General features: G+C 42.8%; 23 protein-coding genes. 10 read left to right on the plus strand and 13 right to left on the minus strand.

The window, feature by feature from the left end; translation table 11 throughout:
* The first annotated feature begins 135 nt into the window (after nucleotides 1-135).
* The 5 genes from AABW11_RS04400 to AABW11_RS04420 all read left to right on the plus strand — a co-directional run bounded on the left by AABW11_RS04400 (nucleotide 136) and on the right by AABW11_RS04420 (nucleotide 8094).
* A complete protein-coding gene (locus AABW11_RS04400) occupies nucleotides 136-1047 on the plus strand; it encodes a flagellin (RefSeq protein WP_340103568.1) in 912 nt (303 codons plus the stop codon).
* A 379-nt stretch (nucleotides 1048-1426) separates the two neighbouring features.
* Nucleotides 1427-2338 (plus strand): flagellin, encoded by a 912-nt coding sequence (locus tag AABW11_RS04405; protein ID WP_340103568.1) that lies wholly within the window; start codon nucleotides 1427-1429, stop codon nucleotides 2336-2338.
* A gap of 503 nt (nucleotides 2339-2841) precedes the next feature.
* Nucleotides 2842-4053, plus strand: coding sequence for a DegT/DnrJ/EryC1/StrS family aminotransferase (locus tag AABW11_RS04410; protein ID WP_340103569.1), 1212 nt, complete (start codon nucleotides 2842-2844; stop codon nucleotides 4051-4053).
* Nucleotides 4054-4288: 235 nt separating this feature from the next.
* Nucleotides 4289-6295, plus strand: a complete 2007-nt coding sequence (locus AABW11_RS04415) for a polysaccharide biosynthesis protein (RefSeq protein WP_340103570.1) — start codon at nucleotides 4289-4291, stop codon at nucleotides 6293-6295.
* A 674-nt stretch (nucleotides 6296-6969) separates the two neighbouring features.
* Nucleotides 6970-8094, plus strand: a complete 1125-nt coding sequence (locus AABW11_RS04420) for a glycosyltransferase family 4 protein (RefSeq protein ID WP_340103571.1) — start codon at nucleotides 6970-6972, stop codon at nucleotides 8092-8094.
* Nucleotides 8095-8167: 73 nt separating this feature from the next.
* Here the strand turns inward: AABW11_RS04420 and AABW11_RS04425 are convergent, their stop codons facing one another.
* Nucleotides 8168-8440: a hypothetical protein gene (locus tag AABW11_RS04425; protein ID WP_340103572.1), complete on the minus strand. Its 273-nt coding sequence runs from the start codon at nucleotides 8438-8440 to the stop codon at nucleotides 8168-8170.
* Between the two features lie 873 nt (nucleotides 8441-9313).
* Between AABW11_RS04425 and AABW11_RS04430 the strand changes: the two genes are divergently transcribed.
* Nucleotides 9314-9565, plus strand: a complete 252-nt coding sequence (locus tag AABW11_RS04430) for a hypothetical protein (protein ID WP_340103573.1) — start codon at nucleotides 9314-9316, stop codon at nucleotides 9563-9565.
* Nucleotides 9566-9631: 66 nt separating this feature from the next.
* Here the strand turns inward: AABW11_RS04430 and gghA are convergent, their stop codons facing one another.
* From gghA to AABW11_RS04485, 11 genes are all read right to left on the minus strand, one after another.
* Entirely contained in the window at nucleotides 9632-11995 is a 2364-nt protein-coding gene (gene gghA, locus AABW11_RS04435) for a glucosylglycerol hydrolase (protein WP_340103574.1), read from the minus strand.
* Between the two features lie 597 nt (nucleotides 11996-12592).
* Entirely contained in the window at nucleotides 12593-13357 is a 765-nt protein-coding gene (locus AABW11_RS04440; protein WP_340103575.1) for a lysophospholipid acyltransferase family protein, read from the minus strand.
* Between the two features lie 15 nt (nucleotides 13358-13372).
* Complete coding sequence (locus tag AABW11_RS04445; protein ID WP_340103576.1) at nucleotides 13373-13735, minus strand: YraN family protein; 363 nt, start codon at nucleotides 13733-13735, stop codon at nucleotides 13373-13375.
* A gap of 6 nt (nucleotides 13736-13741) precedes the next feature.
* On the minus strand, nucleotides 13742-14329 hold the full coding sequence (locus AABW11_RS04450) for a GbsR/MarR family transcriptional regulator (RefSeq protein ID WP_340103577.1): 588 nt from the start codon (nucleotides 14327-14329) through the stop codon (nucleotides 13742-13744).
* A gap of 8 nt (nucleotides 14330-14337) precedes the next feature.
* Nucleotides 14338-14637: an FmdB family zinc ribbon protein gene (locus AABW11_RS04455; RefSeq protein WP_340103578.1), complete on the minus strand. Its 300-nt coding sequence runs from the start codon at nucleotides 14635-14637 to the stop codon at nucleotides 14338-14340.
* A 94-nt stretch (nucleotides 14638-14731) separates the two neighbouring features.
* A complete protein-coding gene (locus AABW11_RS04460; RefSeq protein ID WP_340103579.1) occupies nucleotides 14732-15925 on the minus strand; it encodes a pyridoxal phosphate-dependent aminotransferase in 1194 nt (397 codons plus the stop codon).
* A 183-nt stretch (nucleotides 15926-16108) separates the two neighbouring features.
* On the minus strand, nucleotides 16109-16606 hold the full coding sequence (gene coaD, locus AABW11_RS04465) for a pantetheine-phosphate adenylyltransferase (protein ID WP_340103580.1): 498 nt from the start codon (nucleotides 16604-16606) through the stop codon (nucleotides 16109-16111).
* A gap of 10 nt (nucleotides 16607-16616) precedes the next feature.
* Nucleotides 16617-17168: a 16S rRNA (guanine(966)-N(2))-methyltransferase RsmD gene (rsmD, locus tag AABW11_RS04470; RefSeq protein ID WP_340103581.1), complete on the minus strand. Its 552-nt coding sequence runs from the start codon at nucleotides 17166-17168 to the stop codon at nucleotides 16617-16619.
* Entirely contained in the window at nucleotides 17143-18051 is a 909-nt protein-coding gene (locus tag AABW11_RS04475) for a hypothetical protein (protein ID WP_340103582.1), read from the minus strand. The genes rsmD and AABW11_RS04475 overlap by 26 nt, the downstream gene beginning before the upstream one ends.
* Before the next feature lie 2 nt (nucleotides 18052-18053).
* The gene (locus tag AABW11_RS04480) at nucleotides 18054-18530 is read right to left on the minus strand and encodes a hypothetical protein (protein WP_340103583.1); all 477 of its coding nucleotides are present in this window, start codon (nucleotides 18528-18530) and stop codon (nucleotides 18054-18056) included.
* Nucleotides 18531-18664: 134 nt separating this feature from the next.
* Complete coding sequence (locus tag AABW11_RS04485) at nucleotides 18665-19327, minus strand: hypothetical protein (protein ID WP_340103584.1); 663 nt, start codon at nucleotides 19325-19327, stop codon at nucleotides 18665-18667.
* Between the two features lie 438 nt (nucleotides 19328-19765).
* On the opposite strand from AABW11_RS04485, the gene AABW11_RS04490 reads away from it, so the two are divergent.
* The 4 genes from AABW11_RS04490 to AABW11_RS04505 all read left to right on the plus strand — a co-directional run bounded on the left by AABW11_RS04490 (nucleotide 19766) and on the right by AABW11_RS04505 (nucleotide 23013).
* Nucleotides 19766-21073, plus strand: coding sequence for an MATE family efflux transporter (locus AABW11_RS04490; RefSeq protein WP_340103585.1), 1308 nt, complete (start codon nucleotides 19766-19768; stop codon nucleotides 21071-21073).
* 229 nt (nucleotides 21074-21302) lie between these two features.
* Complete coding sequence (locus AABW11_RS04495; protein ID WP_340103586.1) at nucleotides 21303-21809, plus strand: SixA phosphatase family protein; 507 nt, start codon at nucleotides 21303-21305, stop codon at nucleotides 21807-21809.
* Nucleotides 21810-22054: 245 nt separating this feature from the next.
* On the plus strand, nucleotides 22055-22405 hold the full coding sequence (locus AABW11_RS04500; protein WP_340103587.1) for a hypothetical protein: 351 nt from the start codon (nucleotides 22055-22057) through the stop codon (nucleotides 22403-22405).
* Nucleotides 22406-22509: 104 nt separating this feature from the next.
* A complete protein-coding gene (locus AABW11_RS04505) occupies nucleotides 22510-23013 on the plus strand; it encodes a Dps family protein (RefSeq protein WP_340103588.1) in 504 nt (167 codons plus the stop codon).
* 152 nt (nucleotides 23014-23165) lie between these two features.
* Here the strand turns inward: AABW11_RS04505 and AABW11_RS04510 are convergent, their stop codons facing one another.
* Nucleotides 23166-23954 carry a YiiX/YebB-like N1pC/P60 family cysteine hydrolase gene (locus AABW11_RS04510; RefSeq protein ID WP_340103589.1) on the minus strand — a complete coding sequence of 263 codons (789 nt, stop codon included), beginning with the start codon at nucleotides 23952-23954 and terminating at the stop codon, nucleotides 23166-23168.

Below are 23954 nucleotides of genomic sequence, written 5' to 3' on the forward strand. Positions count from 1 at the left end.
CAAGACTGACTAAACATTTTATATAGGAAGTTCTAAAAAAGATTAAAAAATATTTAAGAAGCGGATTTGCCCTACGATAAATGCTGTAACCAACGCAACAAAGCATTTATAAACAAAAAACAAAGGTAAACTATTATGGCAAGTTTTGGTGATTTAAACAGAGTCAATACAAATATTCAGTCGCTGGATTCCCAGCTGTCGCTGAACAGAATTAACAGGGATCTTTCCGACAACCAGCTGAAGCTGTCGACCGGTCTTCGGATCAACAAGGCAGAAGATGATGCGGCCGGATATGCGATCGCAACGAAATTGAACAGCCGGGTGGCCGGCCTTGAGCAGGCAATGTCTAACGTGGGCGATGCCAAGTCGGTTCTTGATATTGCAGAGTCAAGCTTTGACACGGTGATGGACAACCTGATTGAAATGAAGTCTCTGTCGACTCAGGCAGCGAATGATACGCTTGGCGCTGAAGAACGGGGCTACATTGGTGACCAGATTTCCAAACTAGCCGAAGACATCAACGATATCGCTGACCAGACAGTATTCCAGGATACGCAGTTATTGAACGGTGCTGATGGTGGATATTCAGGATCTGTAGATCTGACATTCCAGGTTGGAGAGCGGGCATCAGATACATTGGAAGCATCTATAGATGCTGTGAATGTATCTGAACTTTTTGATGGCGCAGGTACTGGTTCGATTTCTGTGTCAACGGCTGGAGCTGGTGCTCTGTCGTTCGCTGATGGTGCCACGCAAGCAAGTGCTGCGGACTATCGCGGGTTCCTTGAAGGTATCGACGGTGCAATTGAGTCAATGAACGGCCGTGTGAACGAAATCGGTATGACCCAGTCCTCACTGAGCATCCGTGAAGTCACGCTCTCGCAGTCAATCAGCGCGAACAGTTCCGCATCGAGTAGAATTATGGACGCCGATTTTGCCAAAGAGCAGAGTGAGTCTGTCCGTCTTCAGATTCTGCAGCAGACCGCAACGTCCGCACTGGCCCAGGCCAACAACGGACCTCAGTCCGTTCTCGGATTCCTCGGCTAAGACCGGACTCGGAATCTGATATAAGAAGTAAACTTATTCAAAAGCCTCTCGAAATAATCGGGGGGCTTTTTTTTGTTTCAGGGTACAGGGCGCAAGGTTCAAGGTGCAGGAGGGCGGCAAGGAATACTTCAAAATTTAATGAGTGAACTGCAGTGAACAACGTAAGCCTGGAAAATCTGCAATTTTTAATATTAAATTTGACATGCACGGATGGCCATGTTCAATTTCTTACTTGAGCCTTGAGCCTTGAGCCTTGAGCCTTGAGCCTTGAGCCTTGAAAAAAATATTAAAAAATATTTAAGAAGCGGATTTGCCCTACGATAAATGCTGTAACCAACGCAACAAAGCATTTATAAACAAAAAACAAAGGTAAACTATTATGGCAAGTTTTGGTGATTTAAACAGAGTCAATACAAATATTCAGTCGCTGGATTCCCAGCTGTCGCTGAACAGAATTAACAGGGATCTTTCCGACAACCAGCTGAAGCTGTCGACCGGTCTTCGGATCAACAAGGCAGAAGATGATGCGGCCGGATATGCGATCGCAACGAAATTGAACAGCCGGGTGGCCGGCCTTGAGCAGGCAATGTCTAACGTGGGCGATGCCAAGTCGGTTCTTGATATTGCAGAGTCAAGCTTTGACACGGTGATGGACAACCTGATTGAAATGAAGTCTCTGTCGACTCAGGCAGCGAATGATACGCTTGGCGCTGAAGAACGGGGCTACATTGGTGACCAGATTTCCAAACTAGCCGAAGACATCAACGATATCGCTGACCAGACAGTATTCCAGGATACGCAGTTATTGAACGGTGCTGATGGTGGATATTCAGGATCTGTAGATCTGACATTCCAGGTTGGAGAGCGGGCATCAGATACATTGGAAGCATCTATAGATGCTGTGAATGTATCTGAACTTTTTGATGGCGCAGGTACTGGTTCGATTTCTGTGTCAACGGCTGGAGCTGGTGCTCTGTCGTTCGCTGATGGTGCCACGCAAGCAAGTGCTGCGGACTATCGCGGGTTCCTTGAAGGTATCGACGGTGCAATTGAGTCAATGAACGGCCGTGTGAATGAGATCGGTATGACCCAGTCCTCACTGAGCATCCGTGAAGTAACGCTCTCGCAGTCAATCAGCGCGAACAGTTCTGCTTCGAGTCGAATTATGGACGCCGACTTTGCGAAAGAACAGAGTGAGTCGGTCAGATTGCAGATTCTGCAGCAGACCGCCACGTCCGCACTGGCCCAGGCCAACAACGGACCACAGTCTGTACTCGGATTCCTCGGCTAAGACCGGACCCGGATCCTGACATAAGCAGTACAATTATTCAAAAGCCTCTCAAGAAATCGGGGGGCTTTTTTTGTTTCAAGGTGCAGGGTACAGGGCGCAAGGTACAAGGTAGAGGCAGGGAGACGAGTTGGATGATTTTGAAATGTGGTGATCGAAAACTGCAGTGAATAACTATAGCCTGAAAAAAGTCTGCATTTTTCAGTATTAAATTTGACATGCACGGATGGCTATCTTCAACTTTCTACCTGCACCCTGCACCCTGCACCCTGCACCCTGCACCCTGCACCCTGCACCCTGCACCCTGCACCCTGCACCCTGCACCCTGCACCCTGCACCCTGCTTCTTCAAGGGAGAGTCTGAAACTATAAGGAATTATAATCACACTGTAATCCGAATAATGCGTAGGTTTTAATTAGAAATCAGGATTGGTTTTGAGGGTATAAAGGCAATGTTTTCATCTTCATTATCCATCAGGGAAAGATATAACTACTAACTAAACAGTAATGGCAGACCAAAAACAGCGCATTTATCTTTCTTCTCCCCATATGGGCGGAGAGGAACTGGATTTCATCAATGACGCGTTCGAAAAAAACTGGATCGCTCCTTTGGGGTCGAATGTCAACGGGTTTGAGAAAGATCTTCAACATTATACCGGCAGGGGGCACGCTGCAGCAATTACCTCTGGGACGGCAGGTATTCATTTGGCACTGATTTTGTGTGGCGTAAAACCGGGAGATGAAGTCATATGCCAGTCATTCACTTTTGCCGCTACTGCCAACCCCATCCTGTATCAGGGTGCGAAACCTGTGTTTGTCGATTCAGAACCAGATACCTGGAATATGGATCCGGCTCTGCTCGAGGAGGCGATCATCGATCGCTTGACAGTGGGTGAGGGGGAAGAAAGTTCAAAACCCAAAGCAATTATCGCTGTTCACCTGTATGGCATGCCGGCAAAAATGGACAAAATTCTTAAAATTGGAGAGAAATATGGAATTCCCGTGATTGAAGACTCCGCAGAAGCCCTGGGTTCCTCCATCGATAATAGAAAGTGCGGTTCTTTTGGCAATCTGTCAATTCTATCGTTTAACGGGAATAAAATTATTACAACATCAGGCGGTGGCGCTCTTTTGGGAGACGACGAAGATATTATCGCGAAATCCCGGTTCCTGGCCACACAAGCCCGTGATGATGCCCCTCACTATCAGCATTCAGAAGTTGGCTACAATTATCGAATGAGCAACATTGTAGCAGGCATTGGCCGCGGTCAGATGAAGGTGCTGGACGATCATGTGAACATACGGCGGCAGATCCACCAATTTTATTTTGATAATCTCGGACAGTCATGGCTTTCAGGTGACTCTAAGGCAGATCTAAAAAACCAGGCCTCTCCCATGGGGGTCTACTTCCTAAAAGAGCCTGAGGAATGTTTCAGCAACCGCTGGCTGACAACGATCATCATCAACCCGGAAGAAACCGGCGGAGTAAGTCGTGAAGATGTCCGGCTCGCATTAGAAAAAGAAAATATTGAGTGCCGGCCGCTTTGGAAACCGATGCACATGCAGCCACTTTATTCTGAGTCGCCCTATTATGGAAATGGTGTGTCGGAAGTGTTGTTTGAATTCGGTTTGTGTCTGCCGTCCGGAAGTAATATGACGGAGGGGGAACGGGAAAAAGTTCTCTATTTTCTAAAAAAAGAACTTCGAATTGACGATTAATTTTGCAAGGTAATTCGTCGGCCTGGAATAGCAGAAGAAAGGCTTTTAAAAGAGATATAAGACCGATTTTTGGTCATATATTGATAATCCTTAATTATAATATTGTAATCCATGTTTCTAATAAAATTAAATACATTGCTACAAACGTATAGTATTTGGTTATAACGACAATTATCAATTTAGTATCATTATTTACAGAAGATAACAACGTGCCTGCTGTAGATTAGAAATAACAATGTTTCCAAGAAGAGAACAGAATATGGAAGTCGAATCGTATAAGGTTAGGTACAAATATATAAACAGGTTTACCAGGGGGTTATTTTTCCTGGCGGGCGACACATTAGCACTTGTAGTGTCCTCTCTTGTGGCCTATTCAGTCCTTGCACCTTTTGCAGGATCAGAACGGCCGTTACCAGTTGAGTTCACAGGGCTGATGATAGTGTCTCTGCTTGCCGGCCTGTCGGTATTTCGCATGTATGTCGTAAACTGGCGCTACATGAGTATTAGAGAGCTTGTTAGAATATTTGGTGGGCTTACCGGAGGTGGGATTTTTTCACTGATAGTTGCAGAAATGTTTATGAACCCGGGAAATTTCGAGTATGCTTATACGGCCCTCACCCTTATTAATGCACTTGTCCTTGTTGGCGGTTTCAGAATCAGTAAGCGGTTATACATTGAATTGGTATCTGCACCTAAAAAGAGAAAAAAGCACACTATCATTTTTGGTGGGGAAAGTGAGGGAGAGCAAATCCTGCGCGATATCCTCAAAAATGAGCGATGGAACCTCAACGTATGCGGCATATTTGATGACCGCATCATGCCGGGGCTTCTTCTTCATGGCACACGCTTTTTGGGCGGCCGTAGCGAGATGCTCGACTATATCAGGAACAATTCAGTTGACCAGCTGATCGTGGCGTTTCCGGAAATCCCCAAGAAAGACCTTAAAGAGATTATTGATGAGGTAAAATCCATTCGTCCCGATATGGATATAAAAGTCCTTCCGTCCTTCCACTCTATAACTGACGATCCGGTTGGCGTGAAGCATATACGCGATATTAGTATTGAAGATATTCTTGGGCGGGAGCCTGTGAAAATTGATATGGAATCTATAGAGAGCTCTATTACCGGCAAAACCGTATTGATAACCGGCGGTGGCGGATCTATTGGAAGCGAGCTGGTACGTCAGTGCGCCAAACTCAACCCCGAGAGACTTGTGATGCTTGACGTGGATGAAACCGAGTTATTTCACATAGAGAATGAACTTAAGGCAAGTGGATCAAATATTATTCCATGCGTGGCAAATGTGGCTGATGAATTAAAAATGGACCGTATTTTTAAGATGTACCGGCCTGATACCATATTTCATGCAGCAGCATACAAGCATGTACCGATGATGGAATCTTTCCCCGATGAAGCGATTCGCGTAAATGTTGGCGGAACAAGAAATCTTGCAGAGCTTGCATGCAGGTATAATGTCGGAAGATTTGTGATGGTATCGACAGATAAAGCCGTTAATCCTGCCAATGTGATGGGAGCCACGAAGAGAGTAGCAGAAGAGATATGCATGTCGTTTAACGGTACCTGTGATACCCGGTTTATCTCTGTTCGATTTGGCAATGTACTTGGATCAAGAGGGTCCGTTGTTCCCCTTTTCATGGAACAAATATCAAATGGTGGGCCTATCACACTTACCGATCCTAATATGAAACGGTATTTCATGACAATACCGGAAGCAGTGCTGCTTGTGATGCAGGCCGGCGCGATGGGAGATGGCGGGGAAGTGTTTGTGCTCGATATGGGTGATCCGGTAAAAATTATCGATATGGCCAGAGATTTGATCCGACTTCACGGCCTGGAACCGGGTAAAGATATCCAGATTAAGATTACGGGGCTTCGTCCGGGAGAAAAGCTGTTCGAGGAGTTACTGAACGCAGAAGAAGGCGTTATTGATACCAATCATACCGAGATTTTTAAGGCGATATGTAGCAATAAACTTTCTAAGGATGACCTCGATACTAAGATTAACAGGATGACAGAAATTATTAACAGCGGTGATATGAGCACTCTCCGAGATTCGCTGAGGGAAATTGTGCCGACGTACAATTTCAAACAGAGTGATTCAGAAAAGCTGGAAGTTGCCCAGAAGTGGGAAAAATCGACATCAAATAGCGGGGCTAAAAATGGCCGGACGGGATCAAAGGGTTTCAGAAAAAAAGATTCTGTTGCATCCGAGCTGGCATAAGTTAAATAGTAATTTAGTTGTTCAGTGCAGTGCGACCCGATTTTTTTCCGAATATCTAGACTGAAGGAAAAGTAGAGCCACATGACTTTGATAGATATGGATTGAGTGGTAGATTCATAATCAGGCCAGTGCAGTCAATACCTTTTCCAGGATATTTAATAACGATAGATTCAGAAACCGTCAGATGATTTTCCGGTGGATCATGAGTCATCTGTATTATGAAGCGGAGTGTCGTCATTGTCTTCGGTTCAGCACGCTATGTTATAAAACAAAACATTTAAGTATGCCGCACCTTACCTTTCCTCCAAGGCTAAAACTGAATTTAAACGACCAATCAATAGGATGAGATAATAACTGGATGACAGCAGAAATGTGTATTATCGTTAATTTACTGTTTATTTTGATAATTGAACGATGCACATCAGTTGCTTCTCAAATGGCTAATCCATTAGTAAAATTTAATCATAAAAGCGTATTTATAAGCTTTTTCACCTAAGAGATTAATTTTTATTGGCTGCATAATTTCTTAACTATAGATATATCTGAGAAGATCTTGCTTATGCATTGGAGTGCACCATTTTTGGAAAATTAGAAAACAACGTAATACAATAACCGGCATTGTCGGAGAGTAAACGGATAGGCATTTAAATGATAGGGGAAAGAGGAATAATAAAATGAATCTGTACGATTTGATGCTGATCGTGCCTGCTGTATTAACAGCTTACGTGATTAGTTACATATCTATGCCGGCCATTATAAAGGTCGCCGATTTGAAGGAGCTTATCGACAGTCCTGACGGTAAACGAAAGCTGCATAAGCGAATTGTACCCACTATGGGCGGTGTTGGAATTTTTGCTGCTTTTATGATTTCATATTCAGTCTGGGGTCAGGTCGTTGCAGTGGATTCATTCCCGTTTTTTATTGCAGCTCTTTTGATACTCTTTTTGATGGGGGTCCGTGACGATATTGTAGAATTAACCCCTTTCAAAAAATTTACGATTCAGATCATCGCATCAGTTATTCTGGTCTATGGCGGTGGTATTTCACTTAGTAGCTTCAGCGGACTATTTGGTATTGGTGATTTAAGCCTGTCAGGAGGCTCTGTAGCGTCTGTCGTTATACTTATTGCCATCATCAACGCTTACAACCTTATTGACGGCATTGACGGACTTGCAGGCGGAGTTGGAGTGATTGCATCAAGCATATTAGGTATTTGGTTCTGGGGTGCAGGGTTTTTGAGTCTTGCAATTCTATCTTTTTCACTCTCAGGTGCACTAATCGGTTTCCTGGCATTTAACATGTATCCCGCACGTATTTTCATGGGCGATACCGGGGCAATGTCTGTTGGCTTTATATTGGGGTATCTTTCATTGCAGTTCCTGATTTTGAATCACGGGTTGACAGCACAGCCATGGCATATAGCGAATGGCGAGATACTTGCCATATCAATATTAATCATACCAATCATTGATACGCTCCGAGTAATAACGATCCGTCTTAAAAGTGGTAATAGCCCGTTTAAAGCTGACCGTAACCATATCCACCACGAGATACTGGAATTTGGGATTTCTCATCTTTACTCAGCATTCATTCTATGGCTCATAAATATATTTATGATTGGTGCCGCCTATCTCACTATGCCATTGAATATTAACTTACAGCTGATTGTCATTCTCGCAATCGGATTAAGCTTTCTGCCAATTATCAAGATTGTTTACAAGGTTAGCAATAAAATATTTCACTTCGAATCTAATAAGGAAAATCAAGAGTCTCCGAAAACAGCTTACGATATGAAATAGTATTGAAAAGAGAAGCTGGCAGATTTGAGGAGAGGATTTGAACGAAATAAGACTGTTTTAGGCCACCTTCTAATCAGGCGTCTGAATCGCCATTACTTTTGCTCATATCGTATCCGTGCTGCATTTGGAAAAGCCATTCCGAGATCAGGCCTTTTTGGTGTGCCGTTATAAACAGGTCTTTGCTTGTCCTTGCCAGAATCAAACTATGAATGTATAGAGTAGTTCCTATAATTATCTCAGAGCTGAGCGGCCACTGAAGGCCACGCAATATCAGTAATATAATAGAAGCAGACATAATGCTTACTGAGAAGTAATAGAGCAATGTGTATTTTAACGTGCCTTTCATAGAATATCCTTCATTAAAGAGCGGAATACGAGTTTACTGCGCATTTGTGTTATTTCGCTAACACTGTGTTATTTATGCGGCTCCTTATATTAATTAATTCTAATATTAATTAAAAATGGGTAACCCGATTCTAATCTAAATTGGAAAATAGTTTCAAATGAATGTGGGGTGACACATTTCAATCATGCAGTAATTGTCGGAAGGATTAATAAATTCTTAAATAAATTGCCGCTGCAATCAGGTCAATAATCTAATTGAATATTACAGGTAAATGGAATTCAGTTCATTGAATACTGTAAGATTTTATTTCGAACAATATTACCAAAGATGTACAGATATGATGAAATGTAGAAGGAGGTCACTGATCTGTATATTTTTATTTCGCAGTTGTGTTTAGGTTTTTAAAACTCTTGCCGATAATTAAAAGACAATGCTGATACACAAATTTTCAGTGAATATATGTGAAATGTCAAAACCTTATTGGTCAGGCATATAGAAGTGAATATTATAATCAGTGTTATATTATTTATTACATATACACGTTAAATATATACAAATTGCTCAAAGATAATTGTATGTGTGTTAAGCATGTTCATTAAAATCTGAAAATAGTTTTAATGAGGTATTCTGAGAAAAGTTTAAGAATATATTTTCTGAAATAAATTAAACGTAGGTGTAAAGACCTATACGGGAAAGTCTTAAGTGATTTTCACAGTTATCGAACAATAACTTTTGTGTAGATAAGTTTAATTTTGAAATAGGGATTATTAAAATTTATTCATTATTTTTATAGAAAGGTTTTTACAATCAGCACAATTATTATTTGTGGCAAAAATTTTACAATTACAGTTGAAAGATAACAAAGCATAAGTCATGAACATTAAATTTGTTAAGCGTTCACAGATAAAGTCAAGCAAACGGCGATCCTCAAAGTTCAAGCCTTTAATGGACGCACTTGATAAACTTGAACCCGGTGGACAGGCAGTTGAAGTCTCGTATTCGAACGACAAGAGCGTTAATTCCATGCGAACTGCCGTTTATCAATATAATCAAGAGAATAACGTGAAGATTAAAAGTGGAAAAGACGCATCCAACAAACGAATTTATTTCTATCGTGAAAAATAGATAGAAACGTTATTAGGAAATACATTAAAAAAGCCACACTTAGTTGTGTGGCTTTATTTATGTTACTTACTCAGACTTTTCAAATAGGAGTCCCTGGGTAACCGACAATCGAACTGCCTCATCTATCTTTTTTCTCGAGATATTTGGTGTAGATAAAGCAACTTTCCATTTTTCAGGTTCTGTCACGGGTAAGCCCAGAGCTGTTGGAACGACCTGTTTAGACTGCCCTTCCATATTTAGTACAACTACAATCTCTTTTCCACTATTAGGGTCCTTACGGTAGCCGTAGTAAATAACGGTTCCGTTAACCGGCTCAATGTAAGATAAAGTATCCGCCCCCCCGAAGTTGTTAATAAGCCATGGATTATTCATCCTGAAAGTTCTGACATCCAGATTAAAAGATGCTTTATTTGTATTTATATATCGGGCGTGATAATCAACTGTGCAATACGCACTCATATCCCTCATCCATGCGCGGCAAAAATCATGTAATTTATCTGGCGTCCATATGTCTTCATTATTAGAAAGGTGTGAGTTATTCAGCATTGATAAGATATGTTCAACTGAATGATTCGTTGCCTCAACAAGGTGGAGGAGCGTTTTTGTGAAAGATCTTAACTGATCGAGAGTTAAGTAGCCAATATGTTTGAGTCTTTTAAAAAACCGTGACTGTCTGTATTCATTTTCAGTGATTTGCCAATCAAGAAAGTGAGCCTCTTCAGCTACAACTTTAATTGCATAGGTTGTATCTGTATCGCGAATGAAAGTCCAGGGTGTACTTCCGAGAGCCTGAAGAAAATCCATAGGTACGCCCGGTAAAAAACCATTCATTAACAGGGTTGTAGCAGGGTTATTATAGGCATTGTCCATGATCATTTTCAGGGAATTGCCAAGATGGGTATTGATGTTGATCGGCTCCGGATTGGCCTGTGTTCCCCTGCGCATTGTATCATGATTTGCATATCCGCCAATCCATTTCTCCCCCATTAAAAACATCTCCCGAAGGCGCCACCACTTGGAAACCCAGTATGTATAGCTGTAAGGGGTGTTATAGGCAAAAATCATTGGGGCCCATTGAAATGCATGTGGCTGATCCTTAGTCACCTCCCGATAAGTAGAAGCAAGCTCCCAGTCGTCTCGCGGCCAGGGTCGCCCATCTTCGAAAATCATCCAGGGGCGATATTCAACTCCATTCACATTTTGCATCGTGTCGCTCATCTCCCTAAGAAATTGATCATCATGTAGCACTTTATCGCGAGTACTATCATAGTATTTAAAATCTTGTGCCCCATCCACACGGACGCCATCAAACCCATAGTTTATTTTTCTGCGCTGCAGTTCAAGAATCATGGACCGAACAATGGGGTGCTTAAACCTGATGTCCTGCCCGTACATATTTGGTCCGCTAAAAAACATACCAGGCATCACCTCCAGCGCCTGATTATCAGCGTGGCCATATACAACATCAAGCACAACTTTCATAGGACGCGGAAAATTATGTGCGGTCTCAATAAATTCAAGGAGTTCATCCGGGCGCCCGGTTGTGAGCAGAGACGGGTTGATTGCTGCTGCGCCAAATATAGTAACGTCATAGCCCCAATTGAGAATATCAGGTTTACGAAGTCTCACGGTTATTTCTTCACCATTCTTAGATGGAGAGTTAACAGGATCCCAAAAAATATGGCGGTCCGGATGCTCAATAACTGGATCAATGGGCATAAGTTGAATAGCATCGAACCCGGTTAAGTTCATTTCGTCAGCCGTTAGTTCACCACCGTTTTTGAGCTTTGATTCAATCTGTTTAAAACGTTGAGTAAGTGAATGTAATGTCCCGGATATCGTTGCGGTCTGAACATGAATTTCAAGAAGGTTTACGGATGGTTTAATGCGATAGTCTTCTTCCGATGAAAGAGAATGTTTCAGATTATCGAAATAGTGCTGATCCTTCCGCTGCGATAAAGTCCGATCAAGATCGTAGACTTCGGAGGGAGCGTGTATTCCATAAGGCATTGAAATGGCCATCGGATCCCGGATAATTTTTTCACGTCCCGACGGGTACGAATTTTTGACCTGGTACAGAACTCCAAACTGATTATTTGTTCCAACAGCAATTCCATCAACAACAGCGGCCGCAAATTCTCCTTCTGTCTGAATGGGAAAGGAATAGTACTGAAATGATGCATGCTGCTCAGGTTTCTCGAAATTGAGGTACAAATTTGGTATGTACAATTCAAGTAATGTAAGCGATGCTTCCTTAAATTCTGGATTCCAAAATAAAAACCGGGCACTTGAATCATTGAGAACTGTACAGCCCAAGTGGGGCGCAAATGATTGAGCACGCTGGAAAGAGAGTGGTTGCTGAAGATCCGGACGGATATCAAACAAAAATTCACGTGTTTTGTCGCTCCTGTATTCTAAAGACTGACCCATAAATAAATGGCTTATATATTAACCGTTCGAAATATTGTTATTGTAGAGGCAGCGATTTGATATAGTTTTTGAGAGCACTCAGCGATACTGCTTTAACCGATCTGACCTGTAAAGTTACTACTCAACGTCAGCCTCATGTAGTGGGAGAAACTCAGTATTGCAAAACAAAAAATTCATGCTACTACAAATGAATAACTGAGGTAGACTTAATAACCCTTTTAGGTAAAAAAAAACGCTACCAACAGCATCTAATATAGTTGCTGAAAATTAAAAAGCGAATTGATTTTACAGTGACAATAGAAAAGATCGGAATAAATGGCTTGCAGGATGTTATGTGGCTAAATAAAATAATCTTTTGAGTAAGGCATCGAATTACGACCCGTCAGGTTAGTCGAGGCATTGAGCCGGTAAAATCTGTCGAGAATTTTGTGTGATTGCTATCCATGTTTTGCTTTCATATAATTTATTAAAAAATGGAAAGTCATCCTCAAATTTAAAAGAAACATGCAGATTGAACAATCTGAGGATATTAAATCTGTTTGTAGATACGGTGTCTAATTACTTGCAGAATTTCCATTGACAATTAATGGATAAAGGTCACACATCAACGTCGTTTACCGGGAGGTCGAAGTCAGCGGCAGCCCATTGCAGGTAGAGTGCCCGCACGCCGGCAATTTCATCATCGAGCGTGTCGAGGGTCCAGTCATCAGTGGAGATGGCCGGGTAGATATGTGCTGTTGATTTACCTTTTCGCGTAACCAGTGAGCCGCCCTCACTCAGGCGCTGGTTCCCCTCAAAATAGATTGGGACAATGGGATAGCCAAGATCCATGGCTGTACGGAATGGACCTTTTTTGAACGGGCCAATGATACCCTCGTGTTTCCGGGAACCTTCAGGGGCAGCAAAGATGGAGAGTTTTTTCGCTCTCACTCTAGCATATGATTTTTGTAATGTTGTAACTGCTTCTTTTGAATTCTGCCGTTTGATGAAAACCTGGCCGGTGAGTCGCCCAAGAATAAAAAAAAGTGGATTATACTGAAGCTCCCATTTTGCAATGAACCGTACGCGTGGCAGGCCGAGGGCAAGAATAGTAAATAAGTCGAGAGTGGAACTGTGATTGGATATGTAGACAGCCGGAACAGACAGCCTGTCTGTGTGTTGTTTAATGGAGAACCGGATACCGAGAATAAAGAACACCGGGTAAGCGAGCAGCGGAGCAATTTGTTCGATTACAAAGTTGGTTAAACGTCCCAGGGAAATGATAAGCAGAAAGAGAACAAGAGGCGTGATAAGTATGAGTAGTATAAAAAAAACTACCATCGACAAGGATGTTCGCAGTAGTTGTTCCAGTGTTGCTTTCATGCCCGCATTTTAGATTTATCGGAAAGCATCTTCAAAGTGGGTTATATCGGGTGCTTCTTTGTCATTTTGAACGATTGCAATTACATCAAACCGGACAAGTGCAGTTTCCATTTTTCGTTCGTAGACCCACGCCTCGGCAGCTTTTTTCACCAGGGATTCCTTTTGGGGCGTAACGTAATCTTCCGGTCGTCCAAAGTAGGTGCCTGACCGAAGTTTAACTTCAACAAAAATAATCTGTTTATGATCGTAAGCAACAATATCTACCTCAGCCTTTTCAAAATAGTAGTTACGATCGAGAATAAGCCATCCCTTTGACTCCAGATACGCAGACGCAATTTCCTCGCCTTCATCTCCAATTTGACGGCCTGTTTTAGACATAATATTTTAATCGTTGGCGGATACGGTGTTCGCTTCTCCTTTAAGAGACTGATGTGCCTCTGCAAGCTTGACCAGTTTTTTTAGGAATTTTAGATTCTTCTTGTTGATGTAAGGCAGCATCGCTTTTGTGAACCTGTCGAACATCTCCAGGAATTCTATGAAGTTTTCGATTCTCTCCTTAAATTCTTTTTCCTCTTCGGTGAGCTCTTCTCCATTCTCAAAAAGCTTGAGGCATTCTACCAGGTTATGCTGGATGGGGGCAATTTCCCGTTGCTGACGCTCATCAATTAAAACAGCAACAATGTTCCAGACATCTTTTTCGGCAGTATAGAAATCTTTCCGTTTTCCTTTAAAGTGTACCTTATTAACAAGCTGCCACTGCACAAGATTTCGGAGATTCATATTTGCATTCCCACGGCTAATATGCAGCTGATTCATGATCGTATCGGTATCTAATGGCTCGTTTTCTGCATAGAGCAGAGCGTGGATTTGAGCCATCGTTTTGTTGATTCCCCATGCAGATGCCATTTCGCCCCATAGCAACACAAATTGCTCAGATGCTTTTTCATACCGCTTTGACCGTTGTTCAGACATTCGGCTGCTTAATCGGTAGGTTTATCGGGGCCGGACTTAGGCTCTTTTTTATCTGTCGAAGCAGATTTAGATTCCGGCGAATCAGTTTTTGATGAGCTTTCGTTGTTCTTCCCCTTCCCGTTACTTTTCCCGTTTTTGTAATCCGTTACATAGAATCCGGACCCTTTAAAAAGAAGTCCCGTTCCGCCACTGATTAGACGTTTTACAGGCTGACCGGTTGTCGGACACACTTTAAGCGGCTCTTCAGACATTGATTGGAGTACTTCAAATGTGGTACCATCTTCCCTTTTATACTCGTATGTAGGCATACTTGGTTTATTATATTTGTTAATACATTCACTAAACTGACTGAACATACAGCACAAAATGTGCCAAAGTTGTTTTCAGGCGCAAAATGACGGATTAGGTCAAGGCATTAAATCCATTCGATAAACGTTGGATCGCTTCTTTTAATTGTTCCATCGACGACGCATAGCTGATTCTTAACCCGCCAGGTTCTCCAAAAGCATCTCCCGGAACTGCGGCAACCCCATGGTCCTCCAGCAAGTAGAGGCAGAGGTCGGTAGATGTTTTAATAGTTGAGCCAGACGGGGTACTCTTTCCAAGAAATGCACGAATATCGGGGAAGAGGTAAAATGCCCCGGAAGGAGTAAAACAGTCAACACCGTCAATTTCATTGAGCGCTTTAACCATATAATTACGCCGTTCTAAAAAGGAATCTCTCATTCGAGATACTGGGGCCATGGAGCCTGTGTAAGCAGCAATTCCCGCTTTTTGAGAGATAGATGATGGGGCTGATGTTTCCTGGCTTTGAATTTTTGCCAGAGCGCTGATGATAGCCTTAGGGCCGGCAGCATAACCTAGCCGCCAGCCAGTCATGGCAAATCCCTTTGAAAAACCGTTGATCACAACTGTCCTGTCCTGAAGGTCTGGTGCAGCATTCAAAATACTGACATGCTCGCCGTTGAACACGATGTACTCATAAATTTCATCTGAAAAAATGAGAATATCGGGGTATTCTCTTAATACATTGGCAATCTCTTTCAGCTCTTTTAACGTGTAACAGGTGCCCGTTGGGTTGGAGGGCGAGCATAGAATCAGAGCTTTTGTATTAGGAGTGATGTGTTCCCTAAGCTGTTCGGCCGTCATTTTAAACTGATCAGCAAACGATGTTCGTATGGGAACAGGAGTTCCCTGGGCCATTTTTACCATTTCCGGATAAGATACCCAGTAGGGGGCGGGTATTAGCACCTCGTCTCCCAGGTTGATGGTAGCCAGCAGTGAAAACCCGATGGACTGCTTAGCACCGTTGGAGAGGACGATTTCATCGGCGCTGTAAGTGAGGTCGTTGTCTCGCTTGAGTTTATTCACAACTGCCTCCCTCAATTCCGGCATACCTGTATTCATTGTATAGCCATGAAATCCGTCAGTAATAGCTTCGATGGCGGCATTACAAATGTGGGCTGGCGTTTTAAAGTCTGGTTCGCCGGCACTCAGCGATATGACAGACACACCCTCTCTGGCCAGCTGCTTTGCTCGGCCGGATATTTTAAGCGTTTGCGATTCCGATAGATTCTCTGCGCGGTTTGATATCATGGATTGTTGATTTAATTGCTGGAACGCTAAATTTTACTGTCTTGAATGATAGCAATAATCTGCCAAAAAAGAGGGTATTAATACGGAGGAAATGACAAAGTGAATTAAGGAATAATGAATGATAAACACCGAATTACGAACTTGTGTCAGGGTGCAAGATTCGGTGTGCAAGATTCAAATCAATTACTCCATTTTTTTGAGAATGGCCTTATGAATATTGGGTGGAACGAAGCTGGTAATGTCACCATCCCAAAGAGCTACTTCTTTTACAATTGACGAGGATGTAATGGCGTGATTTTCGTCGGGCATCAAAAAGAGTGTATCCAGTTTTGGAGACAGCCTGCGATTGGTAAGTGCCATTTGAAACTCATATTCAAAATCAGAAATTTGTCTTACGCCCCTCAATAGGACTGTAGCATTCTTTTCTTCAGCAAAATCAATCAGCAGGCCCGTAAACTGTTCTACCTCCACTTTATCTTTCCATGGCTTGTCGCTGATGGCTTCACGAATAAGATCTTCGCGTTCCTGTCCTGTAAATAAGGTCTCTTTCTTGCTGTTCACCGCAACTGTTACAACGACCAGGTCAAATATTCGGGTAGCTCGTTCAACCAAGTCAATATGACCGTTTGTAAACGGATCGAAAGATCCCGGATAAATTGCAATCTTTTTGGATTCTTCCATAACCAGACTGTTAAAAGTCGCTGTTCTCCTTCATAAAGATAGATACAATCGTGCGGCCATAGGGCCTTGAATAAACACAGTTGGGATGATCGGAAAAGTCATGGCGTTTATCATGCTCAAGAATAAACCAGCCATCCTTGTTAAGTATATCCCGCTCAAGTACCATCTCAATAATCCCCGTCATGAAAAAGTAGTCGTAAGGCGGATCGGCAAAAATAAAATCAAACGATTGACCCGGGTTTTCAAGATATTCTTCGACGGCTATTATCCTTGTCGAAATTTGGTCTTCAACATCAAATGTGCCTGCAAGTTTTTCGATATGTTTGATGTGGTCCGGTTCTCGGTCCACAAATATTACGCTTTCTGACCCTCTTGAAATAGCTTCAAAGCCCAGATTACCGCTTCCGGCAAACAGGTCAAGCACGATGGTGCCTTCAAAATACCGACGGGCTGCTATCACCGAAAATATCCCTTCTTTTGTGCGGTCGGTAGTGGGACGAAGCAAATCGGTTTTTGGCGTTGGTATCTTTCGTCCTTTAAGAGTTCCCGTTATGATTCTCATGGAGTTCCTTTTCGGGTTGATGATCGAAATTCATGCTCAGTAATATGGCCGGAAATGCACGCTCCAGAGGGAATCCGTACGTTTGTTCAGGGGCCGATATGTGCATTCTTTCCAACGAGTTCATTATAATGTGCTCTCCTGATCGATCCCAGTACGGGGCGAGCACCTTTCGTATTTCAGAAGCGTGGAACCCGTAGAAGTAGATTTGTTCGTGAATGCCACTCATCCAGGAATTTATTTGTGCAAATAGTTTCCAGTAGTAGGGCAGATCGCTGACATTATCGAACCGTATAACAGTAGCACCCCTGAGCTTGCCTAAAAGGAATGAGCTGACGGAGATATAGTTTCGGCTGCAATGAATAGCCAGAAATGACCCATTAATATTGGTGTGATTTTGCCAGTCGATACCAATCTCAAATTCTGAAATGTATTCAGTATGAGACACGTCTCCCAGCAGTTTTTTAAAACCACCCATGGCATTGGAGTCCCGAATAAGCAGAAGGCGATGATCTACATTGCTGAGCTTGTACCAGGTAATTTGAAGATCCTCGCGCGGAACCGATTGTGCAATTATTCGAATGTGAGCTTCCCGTTCATCCGGGTTTTCATATACATAGCGGGGCAGAATTGTCCAGCACTCTTCATCGGCCGGTGACAAGATCCGAATGGAGTTGCAATTGAATCTTTCTTTTAGATCAGCTACTGATCGTTTAATACCGGAAAATGCGTCGTCGTTTCCGTGGACGATCGCATTTTTTACATTGAAGTTAAAGTCGAAAGCACCTATATGCTTCGCTGAAGATGGGTTGTTCTGGTCGTTTACCGAATAATAAATTTGATTATCGGAGTAACAGATTCCAAGACAAACATCCTCATCGGTCATTGTTAATTCCAGTTAGGGGCATTCAGCATTGTCGTACGCTCAAGAGACCCGATTTGATCTTCGCTGCCGGGGTTTTCAAGCAGATACAGTTTAGGCCTAATTGTGTCGTTCAGGGTATATTCGAACCTGTTGTGGGGAGGCCGTGGAGAGTAAATGACGGAATCAGGGTCGTAGGTAGACGGGTCACGGAATTCAAAGAGATCTTCGCCCCGTGCAACCATCATGGAGTCTTGTTTCAAAAATGCTACGAGGCTGTCTAAACCTCCTTCTGTGGGCGGGTAGTTGCCGCGCCGCCGGTTATATTGAACAATTGCATCACGTGCCACTTCCATTCGGTGGCGTTCGCGCTCAACCATTTCACGTTCATCCAGCACTGCCTGGTATGGGCCCACAATGGATATGTACAAGTAATAGCTCATCCCGATTATGATGATGCCGAGTAGTACTGTTAATAGCTGATTACGCTTATCTATGTCCATGAGATAATGAGTTACGTGTTACGCGGGTTATGAAAAATAAAAAGGAAAATAAATGCAGGTGGCCTTACATGCAACTTTCTGTGTGATAACAGGGAAAAAAGAAGTAAAAACAGAGTAACCTACCATTTGACGAGCTATTTACGGGGTTTTAGAATGAGAAGACGTTCAGTAATAGAGCTTTTCAACCCACGCCGCCGGAAAGGAATGAACTGTTCGGAGGGAATTCGCTTTTCTTCGAGCAGGCTAAGTGTAAATTGATCGGAAAAATAATCATCGATCTTTTGTGGTTTTACACTGAATGGTGGCCCTTGCATTTCATGCTGTGGATATACAAAATGATGGAGCAGTATCTTAGTGTCGGGGCCCGCGAGGGAGTGCAATTTATCTACATATGATGTCTGCTTGGTCGGCGGAAGTGCCACAAGGGCGGCCTTATCGTAGATCAGGTCAAAACCTGATTTCTGCGCTGGGTATTTAAGAAAATCTCCCTGCCACAGCTCTATATTTCCAGATGTGTGAATGGTGAATCCTGAATAGTCTTTTGTGTGAAACTCTCTGCGTTGTTCGCTAAAGAAAGAGAGGACAGCTTTTTGAGAAACTTCAACGCCAACCACATCTGCCCCCTGTTGTTCGAGAAAAATCATATCTACCGATTTTCCACAAAGCGGGACTAACACGCGTGAATTGGATGAAAGGTTGAGAGCAGGCCAGTAATTTTTGAGGCCTGGGTAGCCCTCGTCCATGTGAAATCCGGTTTTGTCTTTATTCCAGCGGCTTTCCCAGTAGCTTAGTTCCATGGTATTGGGTAATTGGATTAATAGGTAGTTTAAGGAATTCGGTTATTAGTAATCGGCGTCTGACCACCGAACGCATTATATCAAATCATAAGTAAAGAATTATTAGAATGTTAAATATCTGGCAATTAATAAAACCTACTACGCAAAAGACAGGATGGTATTTTATCTGCCAACGTTCCGGAAGGTTTCAAAAAGTATAAAATGATTATGAAGCCGATTTTATTCATCAAATTTAAACGATAGTTTAAGGAGTTTAAAAAATCGGAATAGCGCTAAAAATTATTCTGTAGTGATTGTTTGGTGTGATGGATGCCGAAAAATTTGAAGCAGTTTAACAATCCGACTTTACACTTTAAACAAAAATGAATCAACCCAGCAGCGTAGTGAAACGCAAAATTATGTTGATACTATCTCAGCGCAAAAAACTTACATGTTAGCGTGAATAAGAAAATACTGAATCTCGCCATTCCCAATGTGATCAGTAACCTGTCAGTGCCTCTACTGGGCGTCGTAGATACGGCGCTGGTGGGTCATCTTGACGAAGTGTACTACCTTGGAGCACTTGCCGTGGGCGGCATGATATTCAATTTCTTGTTCTGGGGCTTTGGGTTTCTCAGGATGGGAACCACCGGGCTCACGGCGCAGGAATATGGCAAGCGCAACCGCCATGGGATTATGATGATGCTGGCCCGGGTTCAGCTGGTTGCGCTTGTAATTGGCATTTTGATTTTGATACTGAAGCAGCCGATATCGGACCTGAGCTTCCAGATAATAGAGAGTGGGGCGGAAGTGGAGCTCTACACACTCGTCTATTTTGATATCCGGATCTACACTGCACCGGCGGTTTTGGCGCTTTATGGCCTGAACGGTTGGTTCCTGGGCATGCAAAATGCAAAATATCCTATGATAATTACAATTGCTCTGAACCTGCTGAACATCGTATTAAATGTATGGTTTATCTACGGGCTGGATATGCATGTCGATGGCGTGGCATACGGAACGCTCATCTCAACTTACCTGGCTCTTGCCCTTGCGATTGCCCTGTTTTTGATTCGATACCGGCGCTATTTTACTCATTTTGTGATGGATGAACTGTTAAACGCAGGGGAGATCCGACAGTTTTTTTCTGTAAACAGGGACATATTTATCCGAACCCTCTGCCTGATTTTCACATTTTCATTCTTTACAGCAAAATCTGCGGAACAGGGCGACCTGATTCTCGCGGCAAATACAATTCTCTTACAGCTCTGGATGGTTGCCTCCTATGGAATTGACGGATTTGCATACGCAGCCGAAAGTATGGTTGGCCGGTTTAAAGGAGCTAAGGATTTACCGCTGCTGAAAAAAGCGGTGTACTACAACCTGGCGTGGGGGCTATCAATAGGAGTTGCAGGATCAATCGTGTATGGCCTTTTTGATGATCAGATCCTGGCTATTTTTACCGATAAGCAGAATGTAATAGACCTGGCGCTGAGCGTAATTTTTTGGACCGTTCTGGCACCATTTATCTCAAGTGTATGCTATATACTTGATGGCGTCTTTATCGGTGCCACGGCAACCGGACCGATGAGAAATACAATGCTGGTTTCAACATTCCTATTTTTTCTGCCCGTGTACTACATTGGTACAATCTACCTGGGTGTTCATGGCCTGTGGCTGGCGATGGTGCTGTTTATGGCTGTAAGGGGAGTTGCCCTTGCTTTTTATCTGCCCCGGGCCGTTTTTAAAGTGAAGATCAGACCATAATAAATTATTGAAGAAGCTAAGTTCGATTAAAAGTCATTTATCATTTAAAAGTTTAGAGCATAATTCTCCACTAAAAAGGGGAGATTGCCCCTACTACGGGATCCCTAATGGAAGAGGAGTGTCCATCGGATTTTACAAGAATCTGATAAACATCCCCTTAAATCCCCTTTTTAAGGGGCACTTTTTTAATTGAATAATCGAACTAAGCTTAAAAGCCAAATACAGTAATATGAATAATGAGAAAACCATATTGATCATGCGCCACGCGAAATCCTCCTGGGATGATTCGTCGCTGAAAGATATCGAGCGTCCGCTGAACGAAAGAGGCCGGAAAGACGCCCCGGCCATGGGCAGGTTCCTGGCCGATCTTGGGCTGATTCCCGATTATATCGTCTGTTCAACCGCTACACGGGCACGCGAAACAATTCAGCTTCTAGCAGAAATTATGGAGATTGATGAACAGGTAATACGCTTTGACGCGACCCTCTACTATGAGGGAACAGATGCATATGTAGCCGCAGTGCGCAACGCACCTGAGGAAGCTGCCGTAGTTCTTGTTGCGGGACACAATCCCTCTGTTGAACAAACGGTAGCCCGTCTGTCCGGAGGAACGGCAGCAAAGAAAATCACAACGGCTAATATTGCCTGTTTTTATACTTCAGCACCAACATGGGAAGACTTTTCAGAAGTGAATACAACGTTTAAATGGCTTACGGGACCCAAAGATCTGCTGTAATGACTTTTTGAAAATCGGTCTTTTGCCAAATTTCTATGTTGACAATACACAGGCACAACTTTAATCTTTTAAAATGCCTGTTGAAATAACGATTTACCAATGTATATCGGTTGCCTGAACATCTCTAAAGCCATGGCAACCGTAATATCCATGATTTAGAAATCCATCAGTTGAAAAATATGGGAAGGTCACCTGAAAAGGTTATATTTTAGGAATTGAATTGAAATTATTGAAAATGTTCTTCTATGATCTACAAACAGAAATTCTACTATATTTGTAAAACACCTTTAAGTGCTGAAGGCCCCTCTGACGTTGAAGTTATCGAGAGAGCCGATGACACTAAACAGTTTCCGGAATTGTTTAAGAAATTTGAAGAGCTTCGGTCTCATGCGTTTAATGAAGATAATTTGTACAGTATAGTTCGGGCTGATGATATTTATGAGCTCTTGCGAACCGGCACAGAGAAGGAAGCAAAAGAGCTAGCTTTCGAGCGTGCCGAGCCTGAGATTATTACCAATCTTCAGCACAGAGTCATGCAAAAGAACGACGAAAACGCACGTGCAATATTGAAAGAAGTCCATGAGCTGGAAGCTTGATTTATCACTGTTTTTCAGGCGGCCGGCATGGAATGAAATACACCTCAAAAGTGTCATATGAGCAAACGAAGCATAAATATTTCACTTAAACGATTGAGGTTAAAATGAGTCAAGCAACAGTCGTAAACGGAAAACAGGATATGGAAATTAACATAGGTATTTCAGCAGAACATCGAGAAAAAATTGCGAATGGTTTGTCAAAAGTACTGGCAGATACTTACATGCTTTATTTGCGTACACATAATTATCACTGGAATGTGACCGGAGAGCATTTTCATTCACTTCACGAGCAGTTTGAAGAGCAGTATACTGAACTTGCTGAAGCTGTTGATGAGATTGCGGAACGAATTCGTGCTCTTGGGCACCGTGCGCCGGGGTCTTTCAGAGAATTTAATGAGCTAACATCTATCGAAGAAGACACAGACCAGCCAAAAGCAATGGAAATGGTTAGACGGCTTGCAGTTGATAACGAAACAGTCCTGCGAACCGCGCGAGAAGCTCTTCCTGCATGTGAGGAGGCAAGCGATGAAGCATCTATTGATCTTATTACAGAGAGACTTCACACGCACTCAAAAACTGCATGGATGCTGAGAAGCCACCTGGAATAATCTCTGTCACCAATATTGTTTCTAAAAGCCACGCCGCTCGGTGTGGCTTTTTTTCTTTCAAAGAGTGACGACCTGAAAAAAATTATCAAAATGGTACAAAGCTTAAGTTCTGGCAGCCATTACAGTTGAAAGACTAAATGAGGCATTTAGTCTCATTCGCTCGAATACTGTTCTCCATTGCTCTCATCTGCCCACTTAAGATTATGATGATTAAATCCATCTCGGATTGAAGGCTTTACAATTTGAAAGTATGGCGACACATCAAAATCACGCGGGGCAAATAAGCTATGGTGACGAATATGCAATATTTCTTCCTGAGATTGTTTGGCGGCCTCACCGTTTGTTTTCTCAGGATCCAGCACCGGTAAAATTGGATAATTAACCTGCTGAAAGGCTTGTGCTATCAGCGAAGAACAGATCGCTTTTGTGGGATCGCCGCTACCAAGAGCAAGTAGTTTTCGACGATGTTTTTTAGGAACCGGCGGAGTCTGTATTAGGTATCTGGCCAGGTCAAAAATATTTTTCAGGTCATACTGGTAGCCAATCCGTTCTAACATATAATCGCAGATCTGCTGAATTTCTTCAGATGAAAGCCCCACCGGCCTGCAAATCCTCATGTGCTTACTGCAATACATGTTTAAAGGCACAATCCTTACGCCTTTTTTAAGGTCAGCCTCAATTAGCGCGTGATCATACTTCTCCTCTTTCTCTTCAGATTGATATTGTCCTATGTAAAGTGTGGCGTGAGACCAAGTGGACTGTGTGATATATTTGATAGCCATACTGATCCGGCTGCCACCATCAACAAGAAGCACATCGCCGGGATTGAGAGCGGCTTTAAGTGCTTCTGTGGTACATGTTGCTGTTGTCTGTTGTTCTTCACTCTCATCTGAGAGAAAGTGAGCAAGTCGGTATCCGATATTGTTGAGCAGACTACTCAT

The sequence above is a fragment of the Rhodohalobacter sp. 8-1 genome (genome assembly GCF_038150125.1).
GTDB lineage: Bacteria > Bacteroidota > Rhodothermia > Balneolales > Balneolaceae > SW132.

Excerpts from the sequence above, each read along its gene's own strand:
- AABW11_RS04400 (WP_340103568.1), top strand. The coding sequence starts at position 136 with ATGGCAAGTTTTGGTGATTTAAACAGAGTCAATACAAATATTCAGTCG.
- AABW11_RS04405 (WP_340103568.1), top strand. The coding sequence starts at position 1,427 with ATGGCAAGTTTTGGTGATTTAAACAGAGTCAATACAAATATTCAGTCG.
- AABW11_RS04410 (WP_340103569.1), top strand. The coding sequence starts at position 2,842 with ATGGCAGACCAAAAACAGCGCATTTATCTTTCTTCTCCCCATATGGGC.
- AABW11_RS04415 (WP_340103570.1), top strand. The coding sequence starts at position 4,289 with ATGTTTCCAAGAAGAGAACAGAATATGGAAGTCGAATCGTATAAGGTT.
- AABW11_RS04420 (WP_340103571.1), top strand. The coding sequence starts at position 6,970 with ATGAATCTGTACGATTTGATGCTGATCGTGCCTGCTGTATTAACAGCT.
- AABW11_RS04425 (WP_340103572.1), bottom strand. The coding sequence starts at position 8,440 with ATGAAAGGCACGTTAAAATACACATTGCTCTATTACTTCTCAGTAAGC.
- AABW11_RS04430 (WP_340103573.1), top strand. The coding sequence starts at position 9,314 with ATGAACATTAAATTTGTTAAGCGTTCACAGATAAAGTCAAGCAAACGG.
- gghA (WP_340103574.1), bottom strand. The coding sequence starts at position 11,995 with ATGGGTCAGTCTTTAGAATACAGGAGCGACAAAACACGTGAATTTTTG.
- AABW11_RS04440 (WP_340103575.1), bottom strand. The coding sequence starts at position 13,357 with ATGAAAGCAACACTGGAACAACTACTGCGAACATCCTTGTCGATGGTA.
- AABW11_RS04445 (WP_340103576.1), bottom strand. The coding sequence starts at position 13,735 with ATGTCTAAAACAGGCCGTCAAATTGGAGATGAAGGCGAGGAAATTGCG.
- AABW11_RS04450 (WP_340103577.1), bottom strand. The coding sequence starts at position 14,329 with ATGTCTGAACAACGGTCAAAGCGGTATGAAAAAGCATCTGAGCAATTT.
- AABW11_RS04455 (WP_340103578.1), bottom strand. The coding sequence starts at position 14,637 with ATGCCTACATACGAGTATAAAAGGGAAGATGGTACCACATTTGAAGTA.
- AABW11_RS04460 (WP_340103579.1), bottom strand. The coding sequence starts at position 15,925 with ATGATATCAAACCGCGCAGAGAATCTATCGGAATCGCAAACGCTTAAA.
- coaD (WP_340103580.1), bottom strand. The coding sequence starts at position 16,606 with ATGGAAGAATCCAAAAAGATTGCAATTTATCCGGGATCTTTCGATCCG.
- rsmD (WP_340103581.1), bottom strand. The coding sequence starts at position 17,168 with ATGAGAATCATAACGGGAACTCTTAAAGGACGAAAGATACCAACGCCA.
- AABW11_RS04475 (WP_340103582.1), bottom strand. The coding sequence starts at position 18,051 with ATGACCGATGAGGATGTTTGTCTTGGAATCTGTTACTCCGATAATCAA.
- AABW11_RS04480 (WP_340103583.1), bottom strand. The coding sequence starts at position 18,530 with ATGGACATAGATAAGCGTAATCAGCTATTAACAGTACTACTCGGCATC.
- AABW11_RS04485 (WP_340103584.1), bottom strand. The coding sequence starts at position 19,327 with ATGGAACTAAGCTACTGGGAAAGCCGCTGGAATAAAGACAAAACCGGA.
- AABW11_RS04495 (WP_340103586.1), top strand. The coding sequence starts at position 21,303 with ATGAATAATGAGAAAACCATATTGATCATGCGCCACGCGAAATCCTCC.
- AABW11_RS04500 (WP_340103587.1), top strand. The coding sequence starts at position 22,055 with ATGATCTACAAACAGAAATTCTACTATATTTGTAAAACACCTTTAAGT.
- AABW11_RS04505 (WP_340103588.1), top strand. The coding sequence starts at position 22,510 with ATGAGTCAAGCAACAGTCGTAAACGGAAAACAGGATATGGAAATTAAC.
- AABW11_RS04510 (WP_340103589.1), bottom strand. The coding sequence starts at position 23,954 with ATGAGTAGTCTGCTCAACAATATCGGATACCGACTTGCTCACTTTCTC.